Genomic DNA, 24,922 nt, shown 5'->3' with positions numbered 1-24,922 from the left:
GAGGGCACGGAGGCAACGGCGAGCCGCAGAGAACCCCTTCTCCGTTCTTTCCGTACCCTCTGTGTCTCTGTGTGAGACGCGGTTCAAGGCCGCGGCCACATGAAGGTCGGAGCGTCGATGGAAGTGCTGCACACGGAAGCACCAGGGGTGGTGCGGGTGGACCTGCGCTGGATGGGGATGGCGAAGCAGGTGGCCTCGTACCTGGTGTCCGACGGCGGGGAGCTGGCGGTGGTGGACTGCGGGCCGGGGAGCACCCTGCCCGCGCTCCTGGACGGCGTGCGCGCGGCCGGGCACGATCCGGCCGCGATCACGCACGTCCTCCTCACGCACGTCCACCTGGACCACGCGGGTGCGGCGGGCGAGCTCCTGCGTGTGGCGCCAGGCGCCCGCCTGTACGTGCACCCGCGCGGAGCCCGCCACCTCGCCGGCCCCTCGCGCCTCCTCACCAGCGCCGCGCGCATCTACGGGGACCGGATGGAGGTGCTCTGGGGGACGATGCTCCCCGTGCCCGAGGAGCGCATGACCGTGCTGCACGATGGCGAGCAGGTGCGCGTGGGGCGGCGCACGCTGCGCGCGCTCGACACGCCGGGCCACGCCGTGCACCACCACGCGTACCACGACCCGGATGCCGGCCTCCTCTTCAGCGGCGACGCCGGGGGCATCCGGCTGGACGGCGCTCCCTACGTGCGCCCGCCCACCCCGCCGCCGGACATCGACGTCCCCGCCTGGCGCCGCAGCATCGCACGGATGCGGGAGGCGGGCGCGAGCGTCATCCTCCCCGCGCATTTCGGCGGGACGGGAGACGTGGCGTGGCACCTGGACGACCTAGAGGCGCGCCTGGCCGACTGGGATGGCTGGTCCGGCCGCGAGCTGGCAGCGGGAGCGGATCTCGAGTCGCTCACCGATGCCCTCCGCCACAAGGCCCACGCCGAGGTCGCCGCCGCTACCGGGAGCGACGACCTGGCCCGCGCCTACGAGGCCGCGGTGCCCACGGAGATGATGGCGGCAGGGCTCGCACGCTGGCACGCGGCCGGTGCGTGAGTGCGTGGAGGCACGGATTCAGGAGGGTGGGCACGACGTGCGAGTGCGCTGGCGAGCGGGGCCCGCTTGAACCCGCTTGCGGTACAGGCGCGGGGATGGCGGGGCCATGGTCCAGAAGGGGCCCGGTCTTTGCCGTAAAGGAGCCGCCGCGCGAGAGAAGCGGCGGCCCGGGGACGATGCGCAGCGCTCCACGTGCATCTCGCGACGGCGGAATGGGGGCGGGTTCCGCGTGCGGCCGAACAGGGTGGTTGTCAAACCGGCCGATGCGTGTATCTTGCCGCTAGCGGGGATCGGCGCTCGTTCCGTGCTCAAGCGCCCACGGCGGGCCGTAACCCTTTCCGCCACAGCGCGATCCGCGGAACCGCGAACGGCAGGGCGGGTAGACAATTGCGGCGGGTGGATGTATTTTTATGCATTCACCGGATTGAAAATGCGGGGCGGGGGAGAGTGCTGGCCGGAGCGGGCCGGAAGCAGGAACTACCGGGGGTGCGTGCTTGACAGCGGTGGAGACGCCGTGCACCTTTGGGAAACCTGAACACAGCCCGCATCTGGCGGCAGCACCGCCTGAACACCCCGGCCTCCGCCGAGTGCCCTTCCCGTTCGGCACGAGGCGGAGTTTCGATCTAACGTTCGCTACGGAGCCGGTCAGAAATCCGAGCGACCGTTCGTTCAGGAAGACAACAGGGCCGCGCATGGTCCTAGGCGCCGGTGGGCGGCGCCACCGCGATCCACACGGAGGGACGGAATGTTCAACAAGCTGGTCGCATCCGGCGGCGCGAAGAAGAGCTTCTGGACGGCGAAGACCGTCGCAGCCTCGGTCGCCCTGCACGGGCTGCTCGTCGCGGGCGCGGTCGCGGCCAACCAGGGGTACGACCCCACCGCCAAGAAGGCCGAGGAGCTCGTCGACTACGTGGAGGTCGAGGAGAAGAAGGAGGAGCCGAAGCCGGAAGAGCCGAAGCCGGAAGAGCCCGAACCGCCCCCGCCGGAGCCCGAGAAGGCCGCTCCCCCGGTGGTGAAGGGCTTCCAGGAGCTCCAGCCCCCCATGGAGCCGCCCAAGGACATCCCGGCCGTGGACCCCAACCAGCAGGCGGTCAAGGTCGAGGACTTCAGCGGCGAGGGGAAGGCCGGCGGCGTGAAGGACGGCGTGGAGAAGGGCGTGGCGCAGCCCGTTCAGGAGCGCGAGCAGCCAGCGGACCAGGGGGTGTACGACATCTCCTCGGTGGAGGTGAAGCCCTCGCTCTCCAACAGCAGCGACGTGCAGCGCGCGCTGGAGCGGAACTACCCGCCCCTGCTGCGCGACGCCGGAGTGGGCGGCACGGTGCAGCTCAGCTTCCGCGTGAACGAGGACGGCCGCGTGGACCCCACGACCATCGAGGTCGTGTCCAGCGACAACGAGCAGTTCTCCGAGGCGGCCAAGAAGGTGGTGGAGCGCATGCGCTTCCGCCCGGCCAAGGTGAACGACCGTCCGGTGAAGGTGCTGGTGCAGCTCCCCATCACCTTCCAGCCGCAGTCCTGAGCCGCGGCGGGATCGGGAAGAAGGAAGCGGCCGCTCCCACGGGGGCGGCCGCGGCAGGGCCGGAGGAAGTGCGGCGCGCCGCGGGCGGCGCCGCGTACTGAGGTCAACCGGAAACACTCTTGTCGAAGCGCGTCCCGCGCGAGGAGAAGCCAAGCCAATGTCATTCTCGATTGCTGAGATCTGGGCCGATACCGGATGGTTGAACCGGGGCATCGTGATCCTGCTCCTGCTCATGAGCGTGCTGTCGCTCTCGGTGGCCGTGGCCAAGTGGCTCCGCTTCCGCAAGATGTCTGCGGCCACGCGGGCCTTCGCGCCGGCCTTCTCGCAGGCGCTTGAGCAGGACAACATCGCCGAGGCGCTCGCCACGGCAGACCAGTACCCCAACTCGCACGTGGCCCGCGTGCTCGGCGAGTCGCTTCGCGAGGTGGCTCCGCTGCTGGATGACCCGCGCGCCGCAGGCGCCGCCATCAACTCGGCCGAGCGGTCGGTGGAGCGCGAGCAGATCCTGCTGGCCAACGACCTGAAGAGCGGGCTGGGCCTGCTGGCCACCATCGGCGCCACCGCGCCGTTCGTGGGGCTGCTGGGCACCACGCTGGGCATCGTGAACGCCTTCATGGGCATGGCGTCGCAGGGCGGCGGGCTCGAGGCCGTGTCGTCCGGTATCGCCGAGGCGCTCATCGCCACGGCCATCGGCCTGATCGCCGCCATCCCGGCGGTGTGGCTGTACAACTACTTCACCGCCAAGCTGGACACGCTCTTCTCGGAGCTTGCCTACGCCGGCCGTGAGATGATCGACTGGATGATGACCCGCCAGGCCAAGCGCGAGCTGGGGATCACCACGCGCAACGCTCCCGCGTACGGAGACTGAGTCATGGCTGGAACCAGGCTGGGCGGCAATGCCGCCTTCGGCGGGTCGGCCGTCCCGACGGTTGCGGGCGGTGGCTCGGACGTGACGGCCGACATCAACGTCACGCCGATGATCGACGTGATGCTGGTGCTCCTGATCATCTTCATGGTGATCACCCCCGCGCTCGCCTTCGACGCCAAGCTCCCCAAGGCGAAGACGGCGGCGCCGGAAAAGGAGGAGCGGGTCACGCTGGGGATCGACAAGGACGGGAAGTACTACGTCGACGACAAGTACGTGGCCGACCCCCAGCTGGAGACGCGCCTCCGCGAGGCGTACGCCAAGCGTCCGGACGACCACGTCCTGTACCTGAAGGCCCACGACGAATCCAAGTACTCGCGCACGCTCACCGCCATCACGGCGGCCAGCAACGCGGGGGTGCGGCGGATCGGCGCGATCACGGAGATGCCCAAGGGCGCTCCCATCTCCAAGTAAGGGAGGCATACCATGGGAATGGGAGTAGGCGGTGCCAAGGGCGGCGCCATGAACGAGATCAACATGACGCCGATGATCGACGTGCTGCTGGTTCTGCTCATCATCTTCATGGTGGTGCAGGAGAGCCTTCAGCGCGGCGTGTCGGTGCAGATTCCGCCCCCGCCGGACCAGAACCAGGTGGCGCAGCAGCTGCCTGACGACCAGCAGATCGTGCTGGAGGTGAAGCCGGGCCCCACCTTCGCCATCAACCAGCAGCCGGTGGAGATGGCGGCGCTGGAGGGGCGGCTGCGTGAGGTTTTCGCCCAGCGCAACCGCAAGGTGATCTTCGTCAAGGGCGAGGAAGAGCTCTCCTACAAGGACGTGATCCGCGCGGTGGACGCCTCGCGCGCGGCGGGAATCGACGTGGTGGGGTTGGTGCCCCGCCCGGTGGTGGGACCGGCCACGGTCACCCCGGCGCCGGGGCAGTAAGAACGGAAGGACAGCTTCTCCCCCGAACCGGCCGCCCTAGCGCGGCCGGTTCTGTCTCCGCCCCTTCCCCTTCCCGCGGAGGTGTACCATGGCCATGACCATCGGCAAGCGCGGCGGCCACGTCTCGGCGATCAACATGACGCCGATGATCGACGTGCTCCTCGTCCTGCTCATCATCTTCATGGTGGTGCAGCAGGGGTTGCAGCGCGGCGTCCGCGTCCAGGTGCCGCCGCCCACGCACGAACAGCCGACCGACAGGCCCGACCAGATCGTGCTGGAGGTGGCGCCGGGCGGGTCGTACCTGCTCAACCAGCAGCCGGTGGCCGTGGGCGCACTGGAGTCCACGCTGGAGCGGGTATTCGCGCCGCGCCCGCGCAAGGTGCTCTTCGTCAGGGGCGGCGAGCACGTCGCCTACGCCGACGTGGTGCGCGCGGTGGACATCAGCCGCTCGGCCGGGGTGGAGGTCGTGGGACTCATGCCACGCGGCGAGCATCCATAACCGCCGCGTGAGCCCAGCCGTTCCCCGCCGCCACACCGGAAGCTGCCGGAGTGGCGGCGGGTTGTTTCAGGCGGTATAGTTTCCCGGCAAACCGACGCGGCGCCGACGCGCGCCCACACACCCGCCCTGAATCCAGACGTTTTCGATGGAGACGCAGCGACGCCGGCTTACCCTGACGCACTACATCTTCATCGGGATGGCGGTCGGCATCCTCCTGGGCTGGGTGTTCCCGGACAGCAAGCGCGACATCCACGGCGGGTGGTCGGCGAGCGACCTTAAGCTGCTCTCCGACCTGTTCGTGCGCGGGATCAAGATGATCATCGGGCCGATCCTCTTCGCCACGCTGGTGATGGGGATCGCCGGGCACGGCGACGACCTCAAAAAGGTGGGGCGGCTGGCGTTCCGCTCCATCCTCTACTTCGAGATCGTCACCACGATCGCGCTCGTGGTGGGGCTGGTGGCGGTCAACGTCGTGCGCCCCGGCGACAACCCGCGGCTCACGGCGGCCATCCAGGCGGCGGAGGCGTCGGGCGGCCCTCCCGCGCTGGCCCAGCCCAAGGGCTTCGCGGACCACGTGCGCGACATCGTCCCCACCAGCTTCATCGACTCGCTGGCGAACAACAACGTCCTGCAGATCGTCTTTTTCTCCATCCTCTTCGCGGTGGCGCTCACGCAGGTGAAGGGGCGGCCCAAGGAGGCGCTCCTCGGCTTCTGCGAGGGGCTGGCGGAGACGATGTTCAAGCTGGTGGGGATCATCATGCGCTTCGTGCCCATCGGCGTGGGCGCGGCGCTGGCGGTTACGGTGGCGCACAGCGGGCTTTCCGTGCTCCTACCGCTCATCAAGCTGGTGGCCACCCTGTGGGCCGCGCTCATCGTCTTCGTGCTGATCGCCCTCCTTCCGGTGGCGCTCATCGCCCGCGTCCCCATCCTGGCCTTCCTGCGGCAGGTGCGCGAGCCCGCCGTCATCGCCTTCTCCACCACCTCGTCGGACGCGGCGCTGCCGCTGGCCATGCAGCGGATGGAGGCGTTCGGGGTGCCGAGGCGCATCGTGTCGTTCGTGATGCCCACCGGCTACTCGTTCAACCTGGACGGCACCACGCTCTACCTGGCGCTGGCTTCGGTGTTCGTGGCGCAGGCGTCGGGCGTGGAGCTATCCCTGGGGACGCAGCTGGCGATGATGGGAACGCTGATGCTCACCAGCAAGGGCGTCGCCGCGGTGCCGCGCGCCTCGCTGGTGATCCTTTCCGGCACGCTGGCGGCCTTCAACCTCCCGCTGGCCGCCATCACCGTGATCCTTGCGGTGGACGAGCTGATGGACATGGCGCGCACCACGGTGAACCTGGTGGGCAACTGCCTGGCCACCTGCGTGATGGCGCGCTGGGAAGGCGAGTTTACCCCCGGAGTCCCCGCCGGCCTCCCCGAGAGCATCGACGTGGAGATGGTGGCCGAGGAGGAGCGGGCCGTGGCGGGTCTGGGGCACACGCACTCCTGACACGCCCCGAGTGGCCCGCCGCGACCGACGCGGCGGGCCGCCTTCTTTTAGGGCCGTTGCGGAAGCGCCGCACCGTCCCTACTTTCGCGCGATTGCGGCTAGACGATCCGCCTCCTTCCCGCCCGGCCACCGATGCAGCAGATCTTCCGCACGAAACCGATCTCGGAGATCCGCTCCGAGCACGTGGACCCGCAGATCGACGTCGAGCCGGGGCTGCGCAGGTCGCTGGGGATGTGGCAGCTCACCTCGCTGGGGATCGGGGCCATCATCGGCGCCGGGATCTTCTCCGGCGCCGGCACGGCCATCTCCGGCGGCCCCAACCACGTGGGCGCCGGGCCGAGCCTGGTGGTCTCGTACATCCTGGTGGCGTTCGCCTGCGGCTTCGCGGCGCTCTGCTACGCGGAATTCGCCTCCGTGGTGCCGCAGGCCGGCAGCGCGTACACCTACGCCTACGCCACGCTGGGCGAGCTGGTGGCGTGGATCATCGGGTGGGACCTGATCATCGAGTACGCGGTGGGGAACATCGCGGTCGCCGTGTCGTGGTCCGCCTACTTCCAGACGCTCCTCAGCGGCTTCGGGATCTCGATTCCGGGGTGGCTGGGCACCGATCCGCGCACCGCCCGCATCGCGTTCCAGGCGCTGCAGGCGGACCCATCCATCACCGCGCAGGGGACGATCGACGCGGCGCGGATATGGGAGACGGCGCCGCAGCTCCTGGGCTTCCCCATCATCTTCAACCTCCCCGCCGTGCTTATCGTGGCGCTGATCACCTGGATCCTGGTGATCGGCATCCGCGAGAGCGCGTGGGCGAACACGGTGATGGTGATCCTGAAGCTGGCGATCCTGGCCTTCTTCATCGTGGTGGGCGCCTTCTGGGTGCGGCCGGACAACTGGACCCCGTTCATGCCGAACGGGTGGCACGGGGTGTTCACGGGCGCATCGCTCATCTTCTTCGCCTACATCGGCTTCGACGCGGTTTCCACGGCGGCGGAGGAGGCCAAGAACCCGCAGCGCGACATGCCGCGGGCCATGATGATCTCGCTGGCGGTCACCTCGGTCATCTACATCGTCGTGACGCTGGTGATGACGGGTTTGGTGCCCTGGCGCGAGCACGGCAACGCGGACCCGCTGGCGAGCGCGTTCAGCTCGCGCGGGTACGACTGGGCGGCGGGTGTGATCTCGTTCGGCGCCATCGTGTCGATGGCCTCCGTGCTCCTGGTGTTCCAGCTGGGCCAGCCGCGCATCTTCTACTCGATGGCGCGCGACGGGCTGCTGCCGCCGATCGCGGCGCGGCTGCACAAGAAGTACAGCACGCCGCACGTCACCACCATCGTGACGGGCGCGTTCGTGGCGTTCTTTGCGGCCTTCGCCAACATCAACGAGGTGATCGAGCTCACCAACATCGGCACGCTCTTCGCCTTCGTGCTGGTGGCGGTGGGGGTGATGGTGCTGCGCGTGCGCGACCCGGACCGGCCGCGCCCCTTCCGGACCCCGGCGATCTGGTTCGTGGCGCCCGCGGCGATCCTGTCGTGCGGCTTCCTGATGTTCCAGCTCCCGGCGCTCACCTGGATCCGCTTCGGGCTGTGGCTGGGCGCCGGCCTGGTGATCTACTTCCTGTACGGCATCCGGCACAGCAGGCTGCGGTAGGGGCCCCCCACCCCCAGCGTCGCTCCGCGACGCATCCCCCTCCCCCGAAACTGCCTGGGGGAGGGGGTTTGTTTCGTACCAGCCTCCGCGCCGAGCCCCGCTCCAGGAGCGAATGAATTCGCCGCTGGAAACACGCAAAGTTCGCCTTCGCGGACTCCGGGTCCAATACCGCGTTTCTCGAGCCGGCTTCAGCCGCCTTCCCGTGGTTCCAGCCGGGGGCTTCAGCCCCCGGCGTTCGTTCATCCCCCGGCGCCTCCCGCAAAACAAAAGCGGGCCCGCACCCGAACCTTCCGAGTGCGAGCCCGTCGTGAGCGACCAATCGTGGGTGCTAGACCAGGACGGCGGCGCGGCTGTCGCGGTACTGGAGCGAGGCTTCGATGAAGTCCTCGAAGAGGCGCCGGGTGCCGGCGTCGGTGTCGATCAGCATCTCCGGGTGCCACTGCACGCCCACCAGGAAGTGCGACTCGTCCTCCGCCTCCAGCGCCTCCACCAGGCCGTCGGGGGCGGTGGCGGTCGGCTTGAGGCCCGCGCCCATGCGGCGGATCCCCTGGTGGTGCATCGAGTTCACCTGCACGGTATCGCCGCCGAACGCGCGGAAGAGGCGCGAGCCCGGCGCCACCGCGATGTCGTGCGCCAGGTGGTCGCGCGCCCAGCCGGCGCCGGGGAAGTAGTCGTGCTTGATCGACTTCTCCCACTGCGCGGCGCAGTCCTGCACCAGCGTGCCGCCGGCGGCCACGTTCAGCACCTGCATCCCTCGGCACACGCCGAAGACGGGCTTCCCGTCCTCCAGCGCCCAGCGCGCGAAGGCGAGCTCCACCGCGTCGCGCGCGCCGTCCGTGCGGCCGCAGTACTCGGTGCGCTCGTCGCCGTACGATGCCGGGTCCATGTCCACCCCGCCGGCCAAAAAGATCCCGTCCAGGTGGTCGTAGATGGCGCGGATGGTGTCCATGTCCTCGTCGAGGAGCGGCACCATCCACGGCACCGCGCCCACCGCGGTGCACGCGATGAAGTAGCGCTGGTTCATCACCCACGACGCCGGGAGGTCTTCGGGGATGCGGTCTATGGCCTGCAGGTTCTGCGTGGGAATGCCGATTACGGGACGCTGCTGCATGGAACACTACCTTCTACGAGTATCGATTCCGGAAGAATGACCCGGCAGGTGGCAAGATCAGGGCCGTTCGAGTTGGGATGATGCAAGGTAGCTAAATCGGCACGCATCCACAACGAACGCGCCACCGCTCGAACGTAAGTGTTTGCAGGGGTTGTGCTTGACCGTTGACCCCGACATCATTGTCGGACCCGCCGCGGTCGGGTCGTGAGAGGTTGGGTTCACATGGATGATGAACGCGCCGATGCCTGTCTTCCCAAGCTGGTTTCCTCCCGGCTGCCGCCCGCTGCCGACGATGCACAGGGTGTTGTTTATCGTATCGTCAGCGATGGACGTCTGACGGAAGACGATTTTCGGAGCTACCACGAGCTCGGGCAGGGTCTTACGATCGATCCGTGCCGCCGGTGTGGCGTTTCGGTGTTCGCCAGCCTGGCTCGCGCTCGGCACCGGCTGGCACTTTCTCCGCGTCTCGGCACCGCAATCGCGCGGGGGGTGCTGGACGCGTCGGCGGGGAAGACGAAGCTCACCGACTGGCGCAGCGGCCATGTCGAGTGGTGGGTATACGTGGGCGTCACGCGCCACAGCTATTTCGAGGATCCGGTACCATGAATCTATCTCCACCCAATCGCCCAGAGCTGCCGGCCGGGCTGCTGGCGGACTCACTGCCCATCTCAGAGATCCTGTACGAGGCAGAAGCCCCGATTGTCTATGTCACCGAGACTCAGCAGGGTGAGCAACTGCTCGCTTATCTCGCCGATGAGTCACGCGCTGCAGCAGTCACCTTTCTCGCGCCGACCTCTCCTGAACGGATCGAGGCGCTGGAGCAGGGCGCGCTCACGGTTCGGGACGCCCTGCAGTCCTCGTGGCTCTGGATGCACTTGTTCGACGGCAGGCGGGGCAAGGCATGGGCAATCGAGGCGAGTGAGATACCCGATCTGTTCTTCCCGGAGCGAGGGACGATTCTTCCCGGAGCACCCCGCCATACGCAGCCGACCAGTCAGCAGAGCCGCCAGGCTTAGCAGGCTGCGATACGGGAGGTTTTGCACGATCTTCTTGTGCGCACGCTTAGAGGGCTCACGCGTGACGCGGCGAGATTATCCTACACGTAAATGGTCAGTGGAAATGGAGGTTGGAATGGGAAGAATGATGATTGATACTCCGAGCGCCGCCTTCGCTCCATTGGAGGAGCTCAGCGCGTGGCTCGAGCGCTGCCAGGAGATGCGCGCTGAGTTCGGCGGTGATCCCGGTGCGCTAGAAGACATCGAGGAAAGTGAGCGCGAGGTGCGTGCGGGGTTGGAGAAGCGGTCCGCCGTTGCGGATGAGGCACCCCCGCCAGGAGTGGTCTGAAACCGCAGGGCTCACACGTAGACGCTGGGAACATTCCCCATTAGCGTCCGTGTGAGCCCTGCGTTTTCATGCCTCCCCGTCTCCGCGCCTCCGCGTGAGGCCCTGCAGGAGCCCGGCTACGATTGCGCGGCGTGGGCGTGAGCCATGCTGGGGCCGCGGATGCCCTCCTCTGTCTCGGCGATCAGGTGGTCGACGACGGCGTGGAGGCTGCCGGTGCGCTCGAATACGGCGAGCTGGCGGTCGGCGCTGGAGCCCTCCTCCAGGATGCGGAAGGCGTACTCCACCTCCGCGCGGCTCCCCAGGTCGTCCACCACGTCGTCGATGAACCACTCCAGGATCTCGCGGATCAGGTCGCGCGCGGGGAGCTCCTCCTGCTTGCCCAGGTCCACGAGCTGCCCATCGAGGCCGTAGCGTACCGCGCGCCACTTGTTCTCCTCGATCAGGTCGCCCGGGTACACGCGGAAGGTCATGTTGTCGCGCCGCAGCTTGTACACCTTGGCAATGATCGCCTGCAGGATGGCGGCGACGCAGATGGCCTCCTCCACGCGCGTGCACACGTCCAGAAAGCGGAACTCCAGGGTGGGGTACGCGTGGTGCGGGCGCAGGTCCCAGTAGATCTTGGAGCCATCCGGAATGCAGCGCGTCTTCACCAGGTTCTCGGTTAGGTACTGGAAGTCCGCCCAGTCGCGCATCACCCGCGGGATGCCGGTGCGCGGGAAGTTGCGAAAGATCACGCTGCGGTACGACTTGAGCCCCGTGTTCCGCCCCATCCAGAAGGGCGAGCTGCTGGTGAGGCAGAGGATGTGGGGGACGAAGTAGCGGGCCACGTTCATGGCGTCGATCATGAACTCCCGGTCTTCGATGCCGATGTGCACGTGCGTGCCGAAGATCAGGAGCTGCTGCGCCAGGTCCGCCATGTCCTGCTTCACCCCCAGGTAGCGCTCCAGGGGGGTGATCTCCTGCGTCATCCAGCTGGAGAAGGGGTGCGTTCCCGCCGCCACCACCTTGAGGTCCTTGCGGTCGGCGAGGTCCATCACCATTCCGCGCAGCCGCCGCAGCTCGGTGCGCGCCTGGGCGGGCGTCTGGCAGATGGTGGTGCCCACCTCCACGATGGACTGGTGCAGCTCCGGCTTGATCTCACCGAGGATCAGGTGGTCGTGGTCCAGGATCTCGGTGATGTACGACCGCAGCTCCCGGGTCTCGGGGTCGATGATCTGGTACTCTTCTTCGATGCCGACGGTGAGCGAGGGCGGCTTCATCGGTGCGCTCCTTCGTGGGTTGCGCGGTTACGGCTCGGCTGCGATCGAATACAGAAGGAAACGGGCCAGGGCGCCCTCACCGCGCCTCCACCAGCATCGTCGCCACGCTGGAGCCGCCGCCGGCGGTGACGTTGAGGAGCGGGTCGGTGGCGATGCGGGTAAGGGCGCCGTCGACGGTGGCGCCGCCGGTGATGAAGGGGGCCAGGTCCACCATGCGGTCGTAGATCTGCACCCCGCCGTCCGTCCAGGTAGGGAAGGGCTCGGAGGGGAGGGGGATGCGCTCCTGCACCACGTACGGCGCCTCGAGGGCGCCGCGCAGGGTGCGCTCCCACTCCTCGCCGCTCGCCAGCCAGCCGAGCACGATGCCGCGGCCGCCGTAGTCGTCGTTGGGCTTCAGCACCAGGCGCTCGCGGTTCTCGGTCGCCCACGGCAGCAGGTCGATGGTGGCGCCATCCTTCTCCGTCGTGCGCTCCTCCACCACGCGCGTCCAGGGGACGTGCGCGGCCACGGCGGTGCGCTCTTCGGCGGAGAAGAGGTGGGCGTTGCGCTCGTCGGAGAGGACTGCGAGCGAGGCCTTCTTGTAGAGCACCTTGCAGCGGAAGGGGTTCACCATGCACACCGCCCCGTCGCGCACGGCGCGCACCACGGGCGAATCCAGCCCCATCTGCTGCACCAGCTCGTCGATCAGGACGCGCTTGTAGATGAGGGTGATGTGGAAGTCGCCCGACATCAGCTTCCCCTCGCGGTACTCGCAGGTGCGCGGGTCCGCCAGCTCGCAGGCGATGCCGTGCGACTGGAAGTACGATTGGAAGAAGCGGTGCTCGCTGCGCGTGGGCACCTCGTCCCAGTCCAGCACACCGATGCGCGGCAGGTCGCGCGTACCCGTCCACTCGCGAAAGGCGCCGAGGAGCGCGTGCAGCACCCCGTGCCGCGCCGGGAGCGGCTGCACGGCGTGCGTGCGCAGGAACTCGCCCATCGCCGGCGTGGCGAGGAAGACTTCCGAGAGCGCGTCCATGTACGCCGGGCCCGCCGGGGTCTCCGCGTTGTACTCGGTGAAGCGGAGCGAGCCGTCGTCGGGATCGAAGAAGGCGTCCAGCCGCGCCGTGGGGCTGGGATCGCGGAAGCCGGGGTCCGCCTCCAGCAGCCCCTCTTCCCAATCGAGCAGGCGGAACTGGCGGCGGAACTCCGCGTCGGCCATGGCGGCCTCGTGCGCGGTGTGGAAGGCCCGCATCAGCGTCTCCACGCCGCGGCGGATGTGGCTCCACTGCCCCGGCGTCAGGAAGCGCGGCCGCAGGACGCTGCACAGCGGCCGGTCGCCAAAGAACATTCCGCGGCGCCGGTGCTCCTCCTCCATGCGCGCGTGCGTGTCGGCCGCGAGGGTGTCGTCGCCCAGCAGGTCGTGGTAGCGGGCGACGGCGTCCCGCAGCGCGGCGGCCTCCCCGGTCACGCTGGGACAGGCGCGGAAGAGCCGTCCGGCACCGCGTCCTGCACGGGCCCGCCGCCGCCCGTGTGCCGGCTGCCGGCGAAGAGCTGCTGCCACCCCGCCTCGCGCACCTGGGGCCGCGGGTTCTTGGCCAGTTTGATGGTCATGTCCGCCATCCCCTTCACCACCCACTCGAAGTAGTGGGGCGTGAGGGAGTACAGGTCCATGTCCGGCGCGGGGTTCATGAAGTCGATGGCGTACGGGATGCCGTCGCGCACCGCCCACTCCATGGAGTTCATGTCGTAGCCCAGCGCCCTCACCAGCTTCAGCGAGTCCTCCACCACGCGCTGCCCCAGCTCGGGCGAGAGGTGGTCGTGCTCCACGTGGTACTTCCGCTCGCCCGGATCGTACTTGATGGGCATCACCACTTCCTGCCCCAGGCAGATGCAGCGGATGAACTGGTCCCACTTGATGAACTCCTGCACGATCATCGTCAGGAGACCGGAGCTGTTGTAGTTCTGGATCAGCTCGTCCAGCGTGCGGCAGACGTACACCTCCTTCCACCCGCCGCCGTGCGCGTCCTTGAGGATGCACGGCATGCCGATGTAGTCCACGATCCCCTGCCAATCCAGCGGGTACTGCAGGTTGCGGAGCGACTCGTCATGCACGATGCCGGGGATGTAGTCGCGGTTGGGCAGCACCACCGTCTTGGGGTGGGCGATCCCCAGCTTTGTGGCCAGCGCGGCACCAAAGAACTTGTCGTCCGCCGTCCACATGAACGGGTTGTTGACGACCTGGCACCCCTGGAGCGCCGCCTGCTTGAGGTACGTCCGATAGAACGGCACCTCGTGCGAGATGCGGTCGATGATGACCGCGTACGGGCAGGGCTCGTCCATGGCCGGCGCGCCGAGCTGCACGAACTCGGCGGTCACGCCCTCGTTGCGGCTGTTGACTTCTTCGATGAACGCGGGCGGGAACGACCACTCGCGGCCCACGATCAACCCGATCTTCAGCGTCATCGGCGGTATCTTCGGTTCGGGAAAAAGTGCGTTAGTGCGTCAGTGCGTGAGTGCGTTCGAGTGCCTCCACCCCGGCGGCGGCGCTCCGGATGGCGGTCGCCAGTGCTTCGGGCTCGTCGCTGCCCAGGCGAAAGGTGGCGCCGCTCTTGAGGCGGAACTCGATTCCGGGGCCGCTCGCGACGTTGTAGAGCAGTCCGTGCCGGGTGAAGCGTATGCCGGTGCCGTCCCAGAAGGAGTTGTGCACCGTCCGCACCGAGTCGATCCGCTTCAGCGGCCAGCTGTAGCGCGGCCACCCGTCGCCAAACCAGGCGCGCAGCTCGCCGTCCGCCACCTCGACGGTCATCCGGCGTCCGGTCCAGCACATCCACCCCAGCAGCACCGCCACACCCAGCATCAACGGCCAGACCACGGGGTCCATCCAGACGATCCCGGCGAGCAGCACGGCGAAGACGGCAAAGGTGACGGCCGCGGTACGCGAGCGCTGCTCGTGGCGGTACACGGTCAGTCGCTCCCGCCGATGTACTGGCGGAGCATCCGCTCCCAGTACGGCCAGTCGTGCGACCAGCCGTCCCACAGGCGCAGGGCGTTGCCCACGCCCTTTTCCCACAGGGCGCGCGACAGGTACTTCACGTTCTCGACGTTTGGATCGTCGTGGCCCGTGGCGAGGATGATGTCCATCCGCCGCAGCCCCTCCAGCTGCTCGTGGCCGAGGTGCTGGACGAAGTGCGACGGGTTGTGCCCGTACACGTTGGCGTCCATGTGCCCGTCCGCGAACTGGCTGATGTCGTACAGCCCGCTCATCCCCAGCACCCGCCCGAAGAGGTGCGGGTGGCGGAAGGCGATGTCGACCGCGTGGTACGCGCCGAAGCTCGCTCCCGTCGCCATCAGAAACGGATTCGGGTTCTTTTGCCAGGAGAGGGGGAGCACCTCGCGCAGCACGTAGTCCTCGAACTGCTGGTGGCGCCGCGCCCGGTCGATCGGGTGCTTGCGGCGCGCGTACCAGCTCTCCTCGTCCACGCTGTCCACGCAGTAGAGCTGGAGCCACCCGTTGCGCAGGTGGTCGCCCAGTACCTCCGTCATCCGCCGGTCTTCCCACTCGTAGTAGCGGCCCATGGAGGTGGGGAACACGAGCACGCGCGCTCCCGCGTGCCCAAAGACCAGCAGATCCATGTCGCGGTCGAGCGACGGGCTGTGCCAGCGGTGGTGCTCGCGGTGCAAGGGGATCGAAGCTCCGGTTGCGTGTGGACGTCGTCGTTTTCAGGATCACGCGGCGGCACGCAAGCCCCGCGCCGAAGTGCCCTCACCCCCGCTCGTTCCTCGCCGCCCCCTCTCCCGATAACAGGAGAGGGCTGCGCCCTCGCCGTTATCGAGAGAGGGGGCGTGGGTACCGATGCCCGATTCGGCGCCGCCGCCGGTTTCCCACACGAATACCCGTAGGGGCCGCCCCGCGTGGCTGCCCGTGCCTTCCACCGCTCCGCGCCCCCGCTCCTACGCCCCGTTCTCCCCCGCCACGCTGAAGTCCATCCGCCCGTCCTCCAGCGACACCGCGTCCAGCCGCACCTGCACGCGCCCGCCGATCTCCGGCTTCGCGCCGCCGCCCGCCGCCTGCACGCGGACGGCGGGCTCCTCGATCTGCACCTCCAAGTGGCTCCCGCGCGCGTCCAGCACGGTGGCGGCGAAGCGCTTGCCTTCGCACCCGCGCAGCGTCCACGCCTCGGCGATGTCCACCACGCCGCGCTCCAGCTTGTTGGCGCGCGTCTCCGTGTCGTTCATCACCTTGGGAAGCCGGCTTAGCGTCTCGACCTCGGCGGGGGATGGGCGGCTTCCCGCCTCGAGCTGCACGAGCAGATCGAGCACGTAGCGGTCGGCGAGGCGGCGGAGGGGGGCGGTGACGTGCGCGTACGGCATCGCCAGCGCGTGGTGCAGCGGGTCGGCGGACGGGTCGCCGTCGAAGGCCACGTAGTCCGACCCGCGCGACACGCGCCGCGCCTGCCAGAGCAGCGGCGTCACCCTGGGGTGCCTGGGATCCAGCGAGCGCACGAACTCCGCGTAGCTCGTCCCTTCATCCCACGTGAACCCCAGCGTCCTCGCGACGCGGCGGAACAGCTCCACTCGCTTCTCCTCGGGCGGCGGCATGGTGCGCAGGAGGCCGACGCGCCCTTCCAGCATGCGCAGCGCGGCCGCATGGCCGGTGAGGAGCGACACCTGCGCGTTCCAGTCCTCGGCCACGTTCGGGTGCTCGTACTCCACCGCGTAGCCCAGGCGTGCGGCGGCGGCGCGCTCCACGTGCTGATCCAGGATGGGGAGCGACACGCCCCCGCGCTCCGTCTCCCGCTTCCTCCGCTCCTCGCCGAAGCGCTTCAGCTCCAGGAGCGACGCCGCCCACGGCTCCGCGAACGTCTTCCCTCCGCTCTCCACGTGCCCCAGCGCCTGCTCGTACGTGAGCTGCGCCCGCGACCTCACCCGCGCGCGCTGGATGCGCAGCGCGCGGATCTCCGCGCGCGCGTCCAGCTCGAACGCGAACACGATCGCGGGTGTCAGCTGGTCCGCCAGCAAACTCGCCGCCCCCTGCGACAGTGACGGCGGATACACGGGCGCGCGCAGGTCGGGCGCGTAGAAGGTGAGGGCGCGCAGCCACGCCTCCGCCTCCACCGCACCGCCGCGGTCCACGAAAAACCCCACATCCGCGATCGCGTACCAGAGCCGGAACCCGCCATCCTCAGCCGGCTGGATGCAGAGCGCCTGGTCCAGATCCCGGCTCCCCGGCGGGTCGATGGTGATGAACGGCACCTCCGTCATGTCCGCGAGCGCCGCCGGATCGCGCTTCGCCGCCTCGTCGGCCTCGCGCACCACCTCCGCGGGAAAGTCGATGCGCACCCCCAGCTCCGCCCGCTTGCGCTGAAACGCGGCCTCGATCTGGGCGATGTCCGTGCTGTCGGGTGCGGAGAGGGTCGGGGCGGACAGGGGGCCTCTGTGGTGCGGGGGGAAGCGGACTGCGTCGGGGGGACGGGATGCGAGAGGCGGGCCGCGGGGAGGGCCCCCTCCCCCCGACCCCCTCCCCCGCCTGCGGGGGCGCAGGGCGGGTGAGGGGGAGAACTGCGGCGCGGATAGCCCAGGTCGTTGTGTCGGGGCGCGATTTATTGCGCCCGTGCTTGCAACCGCGCCGGACCTTCTGAATCAAACCGATATTCGTAGGGGCCGCCCCACGTGGCTGCCCGTGCCCACCCCGGCGACATCCGGCGCACCCCGCACCAACGCACGCCATCGCCCCTCCCCCAGGCTGTTTTGGGGGAGGGGCCGCGAGGTGACGAGCGGGGGAGGGGGCCCCCTTCACTCCTCCCGAAGCGCCTCCAGCGGCGTGTGGCGGAAGACCTCGCGGCTGGCCCACACGCCCACGCCCGCCGCCAGCGCCGTGACGGCCGCGGCGATGGCGACGAGGGAGAGCGCCGGGACCGAGTACTCCACCTCGAACAGCAGCCGCGCGAGCGCCCAGCCCCCGCCCACCGCCAGCGCGATCCCCACCAGGCTCGCGAGCGCGCCCAGGACCGCGTACTCGGAGAAGAGGATGGTGGCGATCTGGCGGCGGGTGGCGCCCAGGGTGCGCAGCAGCACGCTCTCGCGGATGCGCTGGAGGCGGCTGGTGAGAACGGCGCCCAGCAGCACGATGAACCCCGTCGCGACGCTGAACCCCGCGAGGAACTGGATCACCGCCGCCACCCGCCCCAGCACGTCGTCCAGGGCCGCCTGCACCTCGGTGAGGTCGAGCACGGCGACGTTGGAGTAGCGGCGCACGACGTCGCGCTGGGCGCGGGAGCGGGCAGTTTCATCGGGCGCGCGGGCGAGCAGGACCCACGTCTGCGGCGCGGCGCGCAGGACGCGCGTGGGGAAGACGGCAAAGAAGTTGGGTTCCAGCCGCTGCCAGTCCACGTCGCGGATGGAGGTGATGCGCGTGGGGATGCGCACCCCCTGCACGTCCCACACGAGCGTGTCGCCGAGCTCGATCGCCAGGTCTTCGGTGATGGTTTTGTCGATGGACACCTCCGCGATCCCGCCCGGTGCGCCGCCGCCGCCCGGCGCCCAGAACTTCCCTTCGATCACCTTCTCGGATGCCATCAGCCCGTCGCGGTACGTGGAGCGATACTCCCGCCGCAGCGCCCACCCCTCCGGCCGCCCGTCCTCGCCCCGTCGTTCCCGGTTCCCAGCTCCCGGTTCCCCATCCTCTTCCTCCACCTCACCGTTTCCAGACGACGGCCCCACCATCTGCGCCACCGTACGCCCGTTGATCGAGTACAGCCGCATGGGGACGATGGGCGCCTGCTGCACGACACGCGTGCCGCCGCCGTTCAGGATCTGGCGCACGCCGGCCTGCTGCTCCGCCTGCACGTCGAAGAGGAGGAGGTTGCCGCGCGACCCCGCATCCACCCGAAGCGGGCGGAGGAGGTTGTGCTGGGTGAGGTAGAGCGTGGCGAGGAGGAAGACGCCGAAGCCGAGCGCCAGCACCACCACGCGCGTCTGGTTGCCGGGGCGGTACAGATTGGCGATCCCCTGGCGCACCGGGTAGCGCAGGCCCGCGACGCGCGCCGTCCGCGTGGCGCGGGTGGCGAGCCAGGCGGTGGCCCACAGCGCGGCCAGCGCCCCCGCGATCCCACCCGCGAATGCGCCGCCCACGCGGATGTCGCCCGCCTGCAGCATCACCAGCGCGACGACGCTCGCCGCCAGCAGGATCCACGCGGCCCACGTCCACGGATCGCGGCGGCGCGGAGCATCGTCCTCCTCCTCCACCCGCCGGCGGATCGCCTGGAGCGGCGAGATGCGGCGCGTGGCGAGCAGTGGGAGGAGCGCGAACACGGACGCGACCCATACACCGATTCCCACCCCGGTCGCGAGCGCCGCGGGGTCGACCGCCGTCTGCACCGTCACCGGCAGGAGACCGGCGAGGAGCTTCGGCAGCACCCACTGCACGGCGAGCCCGATGGCGGCGCCGATCGACGCCCCGGCCAGCCCCATCGCGGCCGCCTGCAGCAGGTAGATGGCGATCACCTGCCGCGCCGTCGCGCCCAGGCAGCGAAGCGTGGCGACGGTCTCGCGCTTCTGGGCCATGTACGCGCCCATCGAGCTCGCCACGCCGATCCCGCCCAGCAGGAGCGCAAAGGTCCCCACCAGCCCCAGGAAGTTCCCCAGCCGCCCGAGCGCCTCGTCCAGCGAGCGCTGCTGCTCCTGCGCGGTTCGCGCGCGCACCCGCTCCGTGCGCAATGCCGAGCGGTGCCCCGCCACCAGCCGCTCCGCCGCGCCGGCGGCCGGGAGGCGCACGTACGCGTCGTATTCCGCGCGGCTTCCGAAGCGGAGGAGCTTCGTCTCGGCCACGTAGCGCGCGGGGATGTAGACGCGTGGCGCGAAAGCGGAGGAGATCCCCACGTCGCCCGGGATCTTGCGGATGATCCCCGCCAGCCGGAAGCGCGTCTCGCCCAGAGAAATCGAGTCGCCGATGCGCGCGTCGAGCGAGGAGAGGAGCGCCGGGTCCGCCACCACCTCGCGCCCGCGCGCGAGCCCCGCCCACGCGCCCGCCGGCTCCGTGACGATCTGCCCATAGAACGGATATCCCGCCTCCACCGCGCGCACCTGCGACAGCCGCGCGCCGCCCGTCCGCTCCAGCAGCGCCACCGAGGCAAAGGAGACCACCTGCGCCACCGGAGTCCGTGCGCGGCGCAGCGAGTCGAGCAGCGCCGTCGTGCGCTTCCCGAACGCCCGGTTGCTGGAGAAAGCCACGTCGGCCCCCAGCAGCGAGCGGCTCTCCTGGCGCACCCCAGCGGCCAGGTTGGCGGCGAAGCTCTGCGTGGCGACCAGCGCCGCCACGCCCAGCGAGATCGACGAGAGGAACAGCAGGAGCCGCCGCCTGGCGAAGCGGCTCTCCCGCCACGCCAGCACGGCCAGCGGCGAGATGCGGCTCACGCGGCGCTCCGCTCGTCGCCAACGACGGCGCCGTCCTCCAGGCGGATCACGCGGCCCGCGCGCGTGGCGAGGTCCGGGTCGTGCGTGACGAGCACCAGCGTCGTCCCCTGCTCGCGGTTCAGCTCAAAGAGGAGGTCGATGATGCGGGTGCCGGTGGTGCGGTCCAGGTTCCCGGTCGGCTCGTCGGCAAAGAGCACGGTGGGGGCGTGGATGAAGGCGCGCGCGATGGCCACCCGCTGCTGCTCGCCGCCGGAGAGCTGGGCGGGGTAGTGGTGGCCGCGGTCGCCGAGCCCCACGCGGGCCAGCAGCTCCTGGGCGCGGGCGGGGTCCGGCGTGCCGCGCAGCTCCAGGGGGACCTCTACGTTCTCGCGCGCGGTAAGAGTGGGGATCAGCTGGAACGCCTGAAAGACGAAACCGATCCGCTCCCTGCGCAGCCGGGCGCGGCCGTCCTCGGAGAGGGTGCCCAGGTCGGTCCCCTCCAGCTCGACGGAGCCGCGGGAGGGGCTGTCCAGCCCGGCCAGCAGACCCAGGAGCGTCGTCTTCCCGCTCCCGGAGTGGCCCACGATGGCGACCGTTTCGCCCGCGTCGACGCGGAAGTTCACATTGCGGAGCACGGCGAGCTGCTGCCCGCCGCTCCGATAGCTCTTTTCAAGATCACGAACGATGAGCATGCCTAAATTCCGCCTTTTCCGTGCGCTGCCGGTGCTTCTGGTGGCGCTGAACTTCGGGTGCACGGGAGCGGAAAGCAAACCGGCGGCGGACGCATCGTCCGCCGCCGAAGCCGCGCAGGACCCTTCCGCGCGTAAGACGGTGCTCTTCCTGGGAACCTCGCTGACGGCCGCGCAGGGGCTGGACCCGGAGCAGGGTTTCCCCGCGCACATCCAGGAGAAGATCGACTCCGCCGGCCTCCCCTACGAGGTGGTGAACGCGGGCCAGAGCGGCGAGACCTCTGCGGGGGCGCGGAGCCGCATCCGCTGGATCCTGGAGCAGCCCTTCGACGTGCTGGTGCTGGAGACGGGCGCCAACGACATGCTGCGCGGCTCGGACGTGGACTCGCTGGCCGCCAACCTCCAGGCCGTCATCGACACGGTCCGTTCCCGCCGCCCCGACGCCGCCATCGTCTTGGCCGGCATGTACGCGACGCCCAATCTGGGCCCTGGGTACGTGCGCCGCTTCGACGCGCTCTATCCGGAGGTAGCCCGCCGCAACCGCCTCCCGCTGATCCCCTTCCTTCTGGAGGGCGTGGCCGGCGAGTCCGAGCTCAACATCGAAGACGGCGTGCACCCCAACGCCCGCGGCCACGAGGTCATCGCCGAGACCGCGTGGAAGACGCTGGAGCCCGTCCTTCGGGAGCGAGCCGGGGCCTCGGGCCAGTGAGCAGATCGTCGTCGGTCCACGTCCAGCGGATCTACCTCGACACTTCGGTGCTCGGGGGGTGCCACGACGCGGAGTTCGCCCCGTGGTCTAATGGACTCCTCAAGGACTTCCGGCTCGGTAATTACCTGCCTGTCGTCTCGGAGGTGGTCGCGACCGAGATCGAGCAGGCGCCGGAGCGCGTGAGAGAGGTCTATGCGGATCTGATCGCATCTGGCGCGGAGGTGCTGTCCGTAACTCCGGAGGCCCTCCGACTCGCCGACGTTTATCAGGAACGGAAGATACTGACGTCGAAGTTTTACGACGACGGACTGCACATCGCCCTGGCTTCTACGGCCGCGGTGGGCCTTCTCGTAAGCTGGAACTTCAAGCACATTGTGCATTACGATAAGATACGGTACTTCAACGCAGTCAATTTGGAGCTCGGCTACAGGTCGCTGGCGATCTACTCACCGCGGGAGGTGACTCATTATGGAGAAGAAGATTGACGCGGTCGCGATGACACGCCGAATCCGCGATGCGAATTACGAGCGGCTCAAAGGCGCCAGTGTCGAGGAGCGAATCCGATTCTATCGGGATGGAGCGCGCAGGCTTCATGAGCAGATCGCGCGCGAGGTGTCGGCCGAGGATGGACGCTCGGCACCGACGTAACCATCTAGCCGGATGCGTGGTCGCCGGGCGGGATCGGCGGTATCTTGAGTGCCCCGCCGCCTGGGCGGGCTCGTCCACGCACCGCGGCCTCCTATGACCCGATCCATACACGCCATCGCCAGCCCGGCCCTGGGAGGGGCGGAGCGCTTCTTCGCCCGGCTGGTGAGCGCCCTGCACGAGAGCGGCTACCCCTCGATGGCCGTCCTGCGGCGCGGAAGCCTGCTCGATGGTACCATCGACGCCGCGGTGCCGCGCGTGCTCACCGGGATGGCGAACTCGCTCGACGTGCGCACCATGTGGACGATCCGGCGCCTCGTCGCCCGCCACCGCCCGGAAGTCGTGCAGACGTACCTTGGCCGCGCCACGCGCCTCACGCGGGTGCCGCGCGGCAGCGACACGATCCACCTGGCGCGGCTGGGCGGCTACTACCGTCCCCGCAGCTACCGCCACGCTGACGCCTGGGTGGGGAACACGCGCGGCATCTGCGATTACCTGGTGCAGCAGGGCTTCCCCGCCGACCGCGTCTTCCACATCAGCAACTTCGCTGAAGCGCCGGAGCCTTCCACCGACGCCGGCCCGGCACGTGAAGCCCGCGAGCGCCTCGGCATCCCCGACGACGCGCTGATGCTCTTCGCCCTGGGCCGCTTCCGCCCGAGCAAGGGCTTCGTGGACCTCCTCGACGCCTTCGCCCTCCTCCCCCGCGAAGTCGGCGGCCGCCCGCTGCGCCTGGTCGTCGCCGGCGAGGGAGAGCTGCGCGACGAGCTCCTCGCGCAGGCCCAACGCCTGGGCATCGCGAACCGCGTGAGCTGGACGGGGTGGCTCCCGGAGCCGGCGCCGTACTACGCGGCGGCGGACCTCTTCATCTGCCCGTCGCGCATCGAGCACCTGGGGAACGTGATCCTGGAGGCGTGGGGCCGCAACGTCCCCGTGCTCTCCACCCGCACCCGCGGCGCCGAGGAGCTGATGGTCGACGGCGAAACGGGCCTCCTCGTCGCCGCGTCCGACGCGCAGGCGATGCGCGACGGCATCCTGCGCGCCCTGGAGTCCGGCCAGCCGGAGCTGCGCCGCCTGGCCGACGCCGGGCTGCACACCGTCCGCACTCGCCACAGCAAGGAAGCGATCGTCGCCGCCTACCGCGAGCTGTACGCGCACCTGGTGAGCATCGGACGGCGTCGCTGAGCCGGCACGGCGGATCGTCGCGGCGCATGCATCCGCGCGGAGCTCTTTACGCAGATCGCCACGCTGCTGGTGGCCGGCGCGCTGAGGAAAACAGCCTCACACAGAGCCGCAGAGGGAACTACAAGAACAGCAAGAGGGTTTCTCTGTGCCCTCGCCTTTCCCACCGCGTCTCCGTGTGAGGCTTTTTAGGACGATGGCGCTGGGGCGATGTCCACGGCGATTGCGCGCCAGCGGCCCTGCTTGAAGCGCAGCACGCTCAGCGTGCACCGCGCCACGTGCCCGGCCAGGATGGCGAGCCAGACGTCGATGGGGTCCAGCGTCGCCGTTCGCCGGACCACGAAGCAGATCCCCAGCGGCAGCACCACCTGCGAGGCCACGGAGATGTAGAGGGGACCCCGCGTGTCGCCCGTGCCCTGCAGCCCGCCGGTGTAGGTGAGCGCCACCGCCACGAACATCCCGGACACCCCCAGCACGCGCAGCAGCTGCACGCCCAGCTCCACCGCGGCGGGCTCGTCCATCCCAAAGAGCGCCAGCAGCACGCGCGGGGCGGCGAGGAAGAGCACCCCCACGCAGGCCGCCCCGCCCAGCCCGATGGCCGCCGTCACCCGCACGGCGTCGGCGGCGCGGTCCGGCTGACCCGCGCCCAGGTTCTGCCCGGCGACGGCGGCGGCGGCGCCCATCAGCCCCACCGACGTCCAGGTGATCAGCGAGAAGAGCTGCCCGTACGACACGGCGTACGCCGCCTGCGCCGCGGCGCTCTGCGCCAGCGAGCCGATGTAGGCCAGCATCAGCACCCCGCTCACGTTCATGGCGATCCCCTGGATTCCGGTGGGGAGCCCGAAGCTGAAGAGGGCGCGGATCACCCCCCAGTCCGGCCCCCACCCGCCACCCCGCGGGAACGACACCACCCACCCGCCGCGCACCAGCCGGAAGAGCGCGTACGCCGCCACCAGCCCCGACGCGATCGTGGTTCCCATGGCGGCGCCCACCGTGCCGAAGGCGGGGATCAGGAGGAGGTTGAGCCCCAGGTTGAGCGCCGTCATGACGAATCCCAGCACCATGGGGGTGCGGGCGTCGCCGGCCGCGCGCAGCGCCCCGCCCAGCATGAAGAACACGAGCATTCCGCCGCTGAACAGGAACATCACGCGCAGGAAGGGGAGCGCCTCCGCCTGGACCGCCGGGGCGGCGTTCACCCGATCCAGCAGCCACGGCGCCAGAAAGTACCCCAGCGGCGCCATCACCCCCACTGAGATCCCCAGCGCCGTCAGGAACGCCTGGTACACCACGCGGTCCACCCGCTCGGAGTCGCGCGCGCCGGCGGCCCGTGCTACCAGCACACCCATCCCGGTGAAGAGCGACGAGATGAAGGCGATCACCACCAGGAAGATCTGCCACGCCACCCCGATGGCCGCGTTCCCGGCGTACCCCACCATGTGCCCCACCATCACGTGGTCCACCATCCCCTGCAGCCCCCCGACGACGTTCGCCAACATCCCGGGCCACGCCAGCTTCCAGACCGCCGGGCGCAGCGGGCCCTCCACGATCGAGCGGTCGTAGCGGGCAGCGGGGGCGGGTGCGCTCAAAGGGCTCCGGGTGGCGCGGGAGAAGGAT

General features: G+C 69.6%; 24 protein-coding genes. 14 read left to right on the top strand and 10 right to left on the bottom strand.

Features of this window, described 5'->3' with window-relative positions:
- The first annotated feature begins 117 nt into the window (after window positions 1–117).
- From VF584_03685 to VF584_03650, 8 genes are all read left to right on the top strand, one after another.
- Window positions 118–1,041 carry an MBL fold metallo-hydrolase gene (locus VF584_03685; protein HEX8209266.1) on the top strand — a complete coding sequence of 308 codons (924 nt, stop codon included), beginning with the start codon at window positions 118–120 and terminating at the stop codon, window positions 1,039–1,041.
- A 745-nt stretch (window positions 1,042–1,786) separates the two neighbouring features.
- Window positions 1,787–2,557 (top strand): TonB family protein, encoded by a 771-nt coding sequence (locus VF584_03680; GenBank protein HEX8209265.1) that lies wholly within the window; start codon window positions 1,787–1,789, stop codon window positions 2,555–2,557.
- Window positions 2,558–2,756: 199 nt separating this feature from the next.
- Window positions 2,757–3,425: a MotA/TolQ/ExbB proton channel family protein gene (locus VF584_03675; protein HEX8209264.1), complete on the top strand. Its 669-nt coding sequence runs from the start codon at window positions 2,757–2,759 to the stop codon at window positions 3,423–3,425.
- 3 nt (window positions 3,426–3,428) lie between these two features.
- On the top strand, window positions 3,429–3,896 hold the full coding sequence (locus VF584_03670) for a biopolymer transporter ExbD (GenBank protein ID HEX8209263.1): 468 nt from the start codon (window positions 3,429–3,431) through the stop codon (window positions 3,894–3,896).
- Window positions 3,897–3,908: 12 nt separating this feature from the next.
- Complete coding sequence (locus VF584_03665; GenBank protein ID HEX8209262.1) at window positions 3,909–4,364, top strand: biopolymer transporter ExbD; 456 nt, start codon at window positions 3,909–3,911, stop codon at window positions 4,362–4,364.
- A gap of 88 nt (window positions 4,365–4,452) precedes the next feature.
- Window positions 4,453–4,863 (top strand): biopolymer transporter ExbD, encoded by a 411-nt coding sequence (locus VF584_03660; GenBank protein ID HEX8209261.1) that lies wholly within the window; start codon window positions 4,453–4,455, stop codon window positions 4,861–4,863.
- Between the two features lie 145 nt (window positions 4,864–5,008).
- Window positions 5,009–6,355 carry a cation:dicarboxylase symporter family transporter gene (locus tag VF584_03655; GenBank protein ID HEX8209260.1) on the top strand — a complete coding sequence of 449 codons (1,347 nt, stop codon included), beginning with the start codon at window positions 5,009–5,011 and terminating at the stop codon, window positions 6,353–6,355.
- 132 nt (window positions 6,356–6,487) lie between these two features.
- Window positions 6,488–8,002 (top strand): amino acid permease, encoded by a 1,515-nt coding sequence (locus tag VF584_03650; GenBank protein HEX8209259.1) that lies wholly within the window; start codon window positions 6,488–6,490, stop codon window positions 8,000–8,002.
- A gap of 328 nt (window positions 8,003–8,330) precedes the next feature.
- Here VF584_03650 and VF584_03645 read toward each other — a convergent pair whose 3' ends face one another.
- Entirely contained in the window at window positions 8,331–9,113 is a 783-nt protein-coding gene (locus tag VF584_03645; protein ID HEX8209258.1) for a gamma-glutamyl-gamma-aminobutyrate hydrolase family protein, read from the bottom strand.
- A 222-nt stretch (window positions 9,114–9,335) separates the two neighbouring features.
- On the opposite strand from VF584_03645, the gene VF584_03640 reads away from it, so the two are divergent.
- Both VF584_03640 and VF584_03635 read left to right on the top strand, forming a co-directional pair.
- Complete coding sequence (locus VF584_03640) at window positions 9,336–9,719, top strand: hypothetical protein (protein HEX8209257.1); 384 nt, start codon at window positions 9,336–9,338, stop codon at window positions 9,717–9,719.
- Window positions 9,716–10,129: a hypothetical protein gene (locus VF584_03635; GenBank protein ID HEX8209256.1), complete on the top strand. Its 414-nt coding sequence runs from the start codon at window positions 9,716–9,718 to the stop codon at window positions 10,127–10,129. Before VF584_03640 ends, VF584_03635 begins: the two co-directional genes overlap by 4 nt.
- A gap of 444 nt (window positions 10,130–10,573) precedes the next feature.
- Here VF584_03635 and VF584_03630 read toward each other — a convergent pair whose 3' ends face one another.
- From VF584_03630 to VF584_03595, 8 genes are all read right to left on the bottom strand, one after another.
- Window positions 10,574–11,716 (bottom strand): carboxylate-amine ligase, encoded by a 1,143-nt coding sequence (locus tag VF584_03630; protein ID HEX8209255.1) that lies wholly within the window; start codon window positions 11,714–11,716, stop codon window positions 10,574–10,576.
- 76 nt (window positions 11,717–11,792) lie between these two features.
- Window positions 11,793–13,163, bottom strand: a complete 1,371-nt coding sequence (locus VF584_03625) for a circularly permuted type 2 ATP-grasp protein (GenBank protein ID HEX8209254.1) — start codon at window positions 13,161–13,163, stop codon at window positions 11,793–11,795.
- On the bottom strand, window positions 13,160–14,158 hold the full coding sequence (locus VF584_03620) for a hypothetical protein (protein ID HEX8209253.1): 999 nt from the start codon (window positions 14,156–14,158) through the stop codon (window positions 13,160–13,162). Before VF584_03620 ends, VF584_03625 begins: the two co-directional genes overlap by 4 nt.
- Window positions 14,159–14,189: 31 nt before the next feature.
- Window positions 14,190–14,657, bottom strand: coding sequence for a hypothetical protein (locus VF584_03615; protein ID HEX8209252.1), 468 nt, complete (start codon window positions 14,655–14,657; stop codon window positions 14,190–14,192).
- 2 nt (window positions 14,658–14,659) lie between these two features.
- The gene (locus VF584_03610) at window positions 14,660–15,376 is read right to left on the bottom strand and encodes an alpha/beta hydrolase-fold protein (GenBank protein HEX8209251.1); all 717 of its coding nucleotides are present in this window, start codon (window positions 15,374–15,376) and stop codon (window positions 14,660–14,662) included.
- Between the two features lie 270 nt (window positions 15,377–15,646).
- The gene (locus VF584_03605) at window positions 15,647–17,035 is read right to left on the bottom strand and encodes an RNB domain-containing ribonuclease (GenBank protein ID HEX8209250.1); all 1,389 of its coding nucleotides are present in this window, start codon (window positions 17,033–17,035) and stop codon (window positions 15,647–15,649) included.
- A gap of 453 nt (window positions 17,036–17,488) precedes the next feature.
- Window positions 17,489–20,107, bottom strand: a complete 2,619-nt coding sequence (locus tag VF584_03600) for an FtsX-like permease family protein (protein ID HEX8209249.1) — start codon at window positions 20,105–20,107, stop codon at window positions 17,489–17,491.
- Window positions 20,104–20,778, bottom strand: coding sequence for an ABC transporter ATP-binding protein (locus tag VF584_03595; GenBank protein HEX8209248.1), 675 nt, complete (start codon window positions 20,776–20,778; stop codon window positions 20,104–20,106). The genes VF584_03600 and VF584_03595 overlap by 4 nt, the downstream gene beginning before the upstream one ends.
- On the opposite strand from VF584_03595, the gene VF584_03590 reads away from it, so the two are divergent.
- The 4 genes from VF584_03590 to VF584_03575 all read left to right on the top strand — a co-directional run bounded on the left by VF584_03590 (window position 20,777) and on the right by VF584_03575 (window position 23,311).
- On the top strand, window positions 20,777–21,484 hold the full coding sequence (locus tag VF584_03590) for an arylesterase (protein HEX8209247.1): 708 nt from the start codon (window positions 20,777–20,779) through the stop codon (window positions 21,482–21,484). The genes VF584_03595 and VF584_03590 overlap by 2 nt on opposite strands.
- A complete protein-coding gene (locus VF584_03585; protein ID HEX8209246.1) occupies window positions 21,481–21,969 on the top strand; it encodes a hypothetical protein in 489 nt (162 codons plus the stop codon). The genes VF584_03590 and VF584_03585 overlap by 4 nt, the downstream gene beginning before the upstream one ends.
- Window positions 21,953–22,132, top strand: coding sequence for a hypothetical protein (locus VF584_03580; GenBank protein ID HEX8209245.1), 180 nt, complete (start codon window positions 21,953–21,955; stop codon window positions 22,130–22,132). The genes VF584_03585 and VF584_03580 overlap by 17 nt, the downstream gene beginning before the upstream one ends.
- 93 nt (window positions 22,133–22,225) lie before the next feature.
- A complete protein-coding gene (locus tag VF584_03575) occupies window positions 22,226–23,311 on the top strand; it encodes a glycosyltransferase (protein ID HEX8209244.1) in 1,086 nt (361 codons plus the stop codon).
- Between the two features lie 185 nt (window positions 23,312–23,496).
- Here the strand turns inward: VF584_03575 and VF584_03570 are convergent, their stop codons facing one another.
- Window positions 23,497–24,894 carry an MATE family efflux transporter gene (locus VF584_03570; protein HEX8209243.1) on the bottom strand — a complete coding sequence of 466 codons (1,398 nt, stop codon included), beginning with the start codon at window positions 24,892–24,894 and terminating at the stop codon, window positions 23,497–23,499.
- Between the last annotated feature and the right edge of the window lie 28 nt (window positions 24,895–24,922).

The organism is Longimicrobium sp., assembly GCA_036389135.1.
Classification (GTDB): Bacteria; Gemmatimonadota; Gemmatimonadetes; order Longimicrobiales; family Longimicrobiaceae; genus Longimicrobium.
This window is presented reverse-complemented; position numbering and strand designations above follow the sequence as displayed.